Genomic DNA, 6768 nt, shown 5'->3' on the forward strand with positions numbered 1-6768 from the left:
GTTTCCAAATAGTTACAAAATAAACGAAGTTCCGTCTTTTCCGTCTTTCAATTGAATGTTTAATGCTAAAAGTTCATCGCGAATTTGGTCAGATAAAGCAAAGTTTTTGTTAGCTCTAGCTTCGTTTCGCATTCCGATAAGCATTTTAACAACACCTTCTAGTTTTTCAGAATTATTTGAAGTTGCTTTTTCGTCTTTTATCCCTAAAATTTCAAAAATAAATGTTGAAATCGTTTCGGTTAAAGTAGCAATATCTTCAGCAGTAAGCGTTTCTTTTTTGTCGTTTACCAAATTAATAAAACGAATACCTTCAAATAAATTAGCGATTAAAATCGGCGTATTAAAATCGTCATTCATCGCATCATAACAGCTTTTTTTCCAAGCCGAAATATCCAAAGTAGATGAGTTATTTGGAGTTAAAAGTTTAGCCACTTCAAGAGCTTCCATCAAACGTTGCAAACCTTTTTCGCTGGCAACCATAGCTTCATTTGAAATATCCAAAACACTACGATAATGTGCTTGCATAAAACAAAAACGAACCACATTTGGATGAAACGCTTTTTCAAAGAAATTATTATCGCCATTGATTAATTCCATTGGCAAAATATAATTTCCAGTTGATTTACTCATTCGTTGTCCGTTCATTGTCAACATGTTGGCGTGTAACCAATAATTTACTGGCGAATGACCATTGCAAGCTTTTCCTTGCGCAACTTCACATTCGTGATGCGGAAATTTCAAATCCATTCCGCCACCGTGAATATCAAAAGTTTCGCCAAGATATTTTGTACTCATAGCGGTACATTCCAAATGCCAACCTGGAAAACCTTCGCCCCAAGGAGAATTCCAACGCATAATATGTGCCGGAGAAGCATTTTTCCAAAGTGCAAAATCCTGAGGATTTTTCTTTTCGTTTTGACCATCAAGATCACGTGTTTGGGCAAAAAGTTCCTCGATATTTCGATTACTCAATTCGCCATAATTCATGCCACGTTTGTTGTATTCTAACACATCAAAATAAACCGAACCGTTGCTTTCATAAGCAAAACCTTTGTCGATTAGTTTTTGTGTAAGCTCAATTTGTTCCAAAATATGTCCGGTTGCTGTTGGTTCAATCGTTGGCGGAAGAAAATTAAAAGTGTCCAAAACCTTGTGAAAATCCACAGTGTATTTTTGAACAACTTCCATTGGTTCTAGTTTTTCCAAACGCGATTGTTTTACAAAACGGTCGTTTTCCACATTTCCATCATCGGTTAAATGTCCAGCATCGGTAATGTTTCTAACATAGCGAACTTTATATCCAAGATGTTGCAGATACCTGAAAATCATATCAAAAGACATAAATGTTCTCACATTTCCAAGATGAACATTGCTGTAAACCGTTGGTCCACAAACATACATGCCAATATTACCTTCATGAATAGGAGTGAAGGTTTCTTTTTTTCCTGAAAGCGAGTTGTATAATTCTAATGTATGATTTTTATATAGTTGCATTTTTGCTTTTGATTTTATTATTGCAAGTCAGATTTGAATAATTTCAAACCAAGTTTTATATTCTAGCTTCTAAATTCTAACTTCTAAATTCTAAATTTAAAACTGAGTATCTAATTTAATGTAATCTAAAAATTCACGTTTGGTGTTTTCGTCTTTGAATTTTCCACCAAATTCTGATGTAACCGTGCTACTTTCAATATCGCGAATTCCTCTTGAGTTCACACAAAGATGTTTGGCATCAATAACACACGCTACATCTTCGGTGTTTAAAACTTTTTGTAATTCCTGAACAATTTGCATCGTTAAACGTTCTTGAACTTGAGGTCTTTTGGCATAATAATCCACAATTCGGTTCATTTTGGAAAGACCAACAACTGTCCCGTTAGAGATGTAAGCCACGTGAGCTCGTCCTACAATTGGAAGTAAATGATGTTCGCAAGTTGAATAGACAGTGATGTTTTTTTCAACCAGCATTTCGCCATATTTGTAATTATTGGCAAACGTAGATGAACTTGGTTTTTTGTTAGGATTTAATCCGCCAAAAATTTCTTTTACAAACATTTTGGCCACACGATTTGGAGTTCCTTTTAGGCTATCATCTGTTAAATCCATTCCAAGAGTTGTCAGAATACTTTCGACATCTTTTTTTATTAATTCGATTTTTTTGTCATCAGGAATGTCAAAGGCATCTTTTCTTACAGGATTTGAGGCGTTAGTTGCAATATGGTTATCACCAATCTCATCCTGAAAATTATCATTGTTTATCATTAAAAACTAAGATTTACGTAGGTTATTTTTTTGAAGTGACAAAGATAATAATTATTCTAAACAAATTCTCATAGTGTTAATATTTGAAAATATTTAAAAAATAAGCTAAATATTTCTTAAATTTATGTAAATTTCGCTCCTTTAAAAAATAAAAAAACGTATATGAAAAGTAAATTACTAATTCTTTTTAGTTTCCTAAGTTTAATTCAGATACAAGCACAAAATTTAATATCCAATCCGGGCTTTGAAACAGGCGGTTCTGGAATTGGTTTTGTGACCAATGGTGCTGGATATACCCAATTGGTGACACCATTTTCTGGTACAACTGTTCCAGGAAACTTTGGTGTTGCAAATTTTCCAAAAAGGTTAAACACAGCCGATTTTAATTTTGAAGGCGATAGAACAACTGGAGCTGGAAGAATGTTGATTATTGACGGAAATACAACTCCTGGAACTCCTTTTTGGAGTGCAGGAAATACTGGCGGTGGAGTTACTACTGCGGTTGTTGGGACAACATATTATTTTAGTTATTGGATAAAATCAGTTTCAGATTTGGTTACAGATCCAACAACACAAGCCAATATAGATGTGCAAGTTACGGGTGGTAATTTAGTAACATTACTTTCAGGAAGTACATTGGCACCATTGCCTGCTGATGGCTGGAAACAAGTTTTATACTCATTTGTAGCAACGGCTACTACAGTACAAATATCATTGTCTAATAGTAATGGAAATGCAGTTGGGAATGATTTTGCAGTAGATGATTTTGTTTTAAGAAGTAGTTTGATTTTAACGGCAAATGCAACCAATGCGCTCTGTGCTGTGCCAAATGATGGTTCGATTACAGCGACGGCTTTTGGAGGAACTGCACCTTATACTTATACGTTATCTGGTGCTGGAACAGGAACAAATACTACTGGAGTTTTTACTGGTTTAGCACCAGGAGTTTACACAGTTGCAGTAGTTGATAGTACTACACCAACAGCTGCATCAACAACTTTAACTAATATAGTAGTTGGACCACGTTTATCGATTACAGCTAATACAGCAATTTGTATTGGAAGTTCAGCTACTTTAGAAGTAGGTGGAAGTCCTTCTACTTATACATGGACAGCTTCACCAGCTGATTCTTCTTTGACCACACCAAATAGTGATACAGTTGTAGTTTCACCTACGGTTACAACAACTTATACGGCTACATCAACCGTTGGTTCATGTGCGCCATTGACTAGAACAGTTCAGGTAACTGTCAATCAATTGCCAGTTGCAACATTGCCTGCGGATATTACAATTTGTCCAGGAAATTCAGCATCTGTAACCATTACAGGAACGCCACAATCTACAGTTACCTTGGTTGATTATGGTACATTTCCCAATCCTACAACTTATACGGTTAATATTCCTGCAAGTGGAACAGTAAATTGGGTAACACCTGCTTTACAGGAAACGCATACCTATACAATGACTAATGTTAGAAACTTTTTTACCTTTTGTGAAAGACAATACACTAATGAAGAAATTGTAATTTTAGTGATTCCAAATGGTTGTGCTACGGTAGAAACAGTTCCAGCACCTGGAACAAAACCACTAGATTTGACATTGTGTACAACAAATGAGTGTAGAACATTAGAAGCTAATATTTCAGATGTGCCATCTACAACAAGTTATGCGGTTACTTCAATACCTTTTTGTCCTCAAGCACCTTTTGAAAATCCTTCATGGATACAATTATATCCATTGCCTCCAACTGATACAAGAACTTTAGGTGATGATGACTGGCACGATGTTTTTAATTTTCCTGCGGGTATGAACTTTTGCTTTTTTGGCAATAATTATACATCGCTCCAAGTGGGTACCAATGGAATAATAACCTTTAAATATCATCCTCAGACTCCACCTCTTGATTTCCCAAGATGTCGTTGGGATTATAACTTACCAATTCCAAATACCGATTATGTAAACGATGCTAATTTAGCTAGAGATGTTAGTAATTCAATTATGGGTGTGTATCAAGATACTAATTTTGCTGTTCCTAATCAAGCTCCAAATTTTAAAAACATTAATTATCAGGTTGTTGGAACATATCCATGCCGAAAATTTATTGTTAACTATAAAGATTTACCTCAATTTTCTTGTGGAAATGATATTGGAGTTTCAACCACACAAATTGTATTGTATGAAGTTTCAAATATTATTGAAGTTTATGTACTAAGAAGAACTGCATGTACTGGATGGAATGGAGGTAGAGGTATAATTGGTATAATGGACGCTACAGGTACACAAGGATATGCAGCACCAGGAAGAAATGCTGTTCCATTTAATACAGACCCAACACCTTCAGATCCAAATAATTTTGATAACGTATCAGAAGCTTGGCGATTTACACCAACTGGACCAAATATTCCAATGTCAGTTAGTTGGTATGAAGGTACAACTCAAATTGGTACGGGACCAACCGTTACAGTTTGTCCATCGGCTACAACAACTTATACTCTTAAAGCGGAATATTCTATTTGTAATGTAATTCAAACAGCAACTTCTGACATTACATTAAATGTTAATCCTGATGTAACCAATTCACCTGTTAATTTAACAGAGTGTTCTAATATATTTAACTTAGAAGAAAATACTCCTATTATATTAGGAAGTTTAACACCTTCACTTTATGAAATAACGTATCATTTAACTGCTGCAGAAGCCGATCTTTTGGCTAATCCAATTTCAACTCCAACAGCTTTTACAAGTAATGGACAGACAATTTACGCAGCAATATATTTAAGTCTAGAAGGATGTACTATTGTTAAACCATTTCAATTGATAGTAGATGATTGTGGACCAGTTACACCACCAGATTTAACACTATGTGAAACGAGTTATGGAAGTGCTGATGCAATATTTGATTTAACACCACAAATAGCAGTTGCTCTTGGTTCCAATGATCCAGCAGATTATGTTGTTACTTTGCATTTGAACTTAGCCGATGCAAATGGTGATGTCAGTCCAATTAGTCCAACAAATAATTTTACAGGAGTTAACGGACAAGAGATTTTTGTTAGAATGGAAAGCAGTACCGATCCAACTCAATTTGAAGTTACAAGTTTTACTTTAATTGTAAATCCAATTCCAACAGCAACAATTTCAGGTACGACTTCTATTTGTGAAGGCGATACAACTACAATTACATTTACAGGAACTCCAAATGCTGTAGTAACTTATACTATAAACTCTGGTTCAAATCAAACTATTTCATTGGATGCAACAGGAAATGCAACAATTAGTATGGCATATACAGCCGATACAACTTATACATTAGTTAGCGTTCAAAACCCAACAACACTTTGTTCGCAAACGCTTACAGGTTCAGCAGTTGTAACGGTAAATCCAATACCAACCGCAACGATATCTGGAACAACAACGGTTTGTCAAGGTGATGCTAATCCAGTAATAACCTTTACAGCAGCTAATGGAACAACACCATATACTTTTAACTTTATTGATTCATCAGGTAATCCTCAATCAGTTACAGTTCCAGGAAATACTCATACTATTCCAGTTTCAACGGCAACTCAAGGAACATTTACTTATCAATTAGTTAGTGTTTCGAGTTCAGGAACACCAGTTTGTAGTCAACCACAAAGTGGAACAGCTACTGTAACGGTTAATCCACTTCCAACCGCCACAATTTCGGGTACAACAACAATTTGTTCAGGAGATAGTGCAACGGTAACTTTTACAGGAACACCAGATGCGGTAGTGAATTATTTAGTAAATCCGGGAACGACGGGAAGTGTGACGTTAAACGCATCAGGAAGTGCAACGATTACTTCGGCATATACAACAAGCACGAGTTATACCTTAATAAATGTAACTAACCCAGCAACAACCTGTTCGCAATTAGTTGGAGGAATAGCTACGATTACCGTAAATCCATTACCAACAGCCACAATAAGTGGAACAACGACAGTTTGTCAAGGTGCAGCTAATCCATCGATAACCTTTACTGGAGCGAATGCAACAGCACCTTATACGTTTACCTATTTAGATCAAAATAACGCTACACAAACTATTACTACCACAGTAGGAAATAGCGTAACAGTACCAGTATCGACTGCTAATGGTGGAACATTTAACTACCAATTACTAAGCGTTTCAAGCGCAAGCACACCAGCATGTAGCCAGCCACAAAGTGGTACAGCAACGGTAACAGTTGTAACCTTGCCAACGGCATCAATTTCGGGAACAGCAACAACCTGTTTGAACTTTGCAGAACCACAAGTAGTGTTGACAGGATTTAACGGAACAGCACCTTATACGTTTACTTATAGTTTAGACACGGTAGTTCAACCACCAGTTACCAGTACAGGAAATAGCTATACGATAAATGTACCAACAACCGCTTCGGGAACATTTGTATACCAATTGATAAGTGTAGCGAGTTCAGGAACACCAGTTTGTAGTCAACCACAAACCGGAACAGTAACTATTGTTGTAAACGATGCGCCAATT

At 36.0% G+C, this 6768-nt stretch carries 2 protein-coding genes and 1 pseudogene; 1 reads left to right on the forward strand and 2 read right to left on the reverse strand.

Annotated elements, in window-relative coordinates; all coding sequences use genetic code 11:
- Positions 1–12 precede the first annotated feature (12 nt).
- A complete protein-coding gene (cysS, locus tag G6042_RS01760; RefSeq protein ID WP_169522543.1) occupies positions 13–1494 on the reverse strand; it encodes a cysteine--tRNA ligase in 1482 nt (493 codons plus the stop codon).
- Positions 1495–1590: 96 nt separating this feature from the next.
- Positions 1591–2262: a GTP cyclohydrolase I FolE gene (gene folE / locus G6042_RS01765; protein WP_169522544.1), complete on the reverse strand. Its 672-nt coding sequence runs from the start codon at positions 2260–2262 to the stop codon at positions 1591–1593.
- Between the two features lie 162 nt (positions 2263–2424).
- On the opposite strand from folE, the pseudogene G6042_RS01770 reads away from it, so the two are divergent.
- Positions 2425–6768: pseudogene (locus G6042_RS01770) on the forward strand (hypothetical protein); the annotation flags it as partial.

Origin of the sequence: Flavobacterium solisilvae (assembly GCF_012911605.1) — a bacterium.
GTDB classification, from domain to species: domain Bacteria; phylum Bacteroidota; class Bacteroidia; order Flavobacteriales; family Flavobacteriaceae; genus Flavobacterium; species Flavobacterium solisilvae.

Bases quoted from the DNA above. Each gene is read 5' to 3' on its own strand.
- folE (WP_169522544.1), bottom strand. From the start codon at position 2,262: ATGATAAACAATGATAATTTTCAGGATGAGATTGGTGATAACCATATT.
- cysS (WP_169522543.1), bottom strand. From the start codon at position 1,494: ATGCAACTATATAAAAATCATACATTAGAATTATACAACTCGCTTTCA.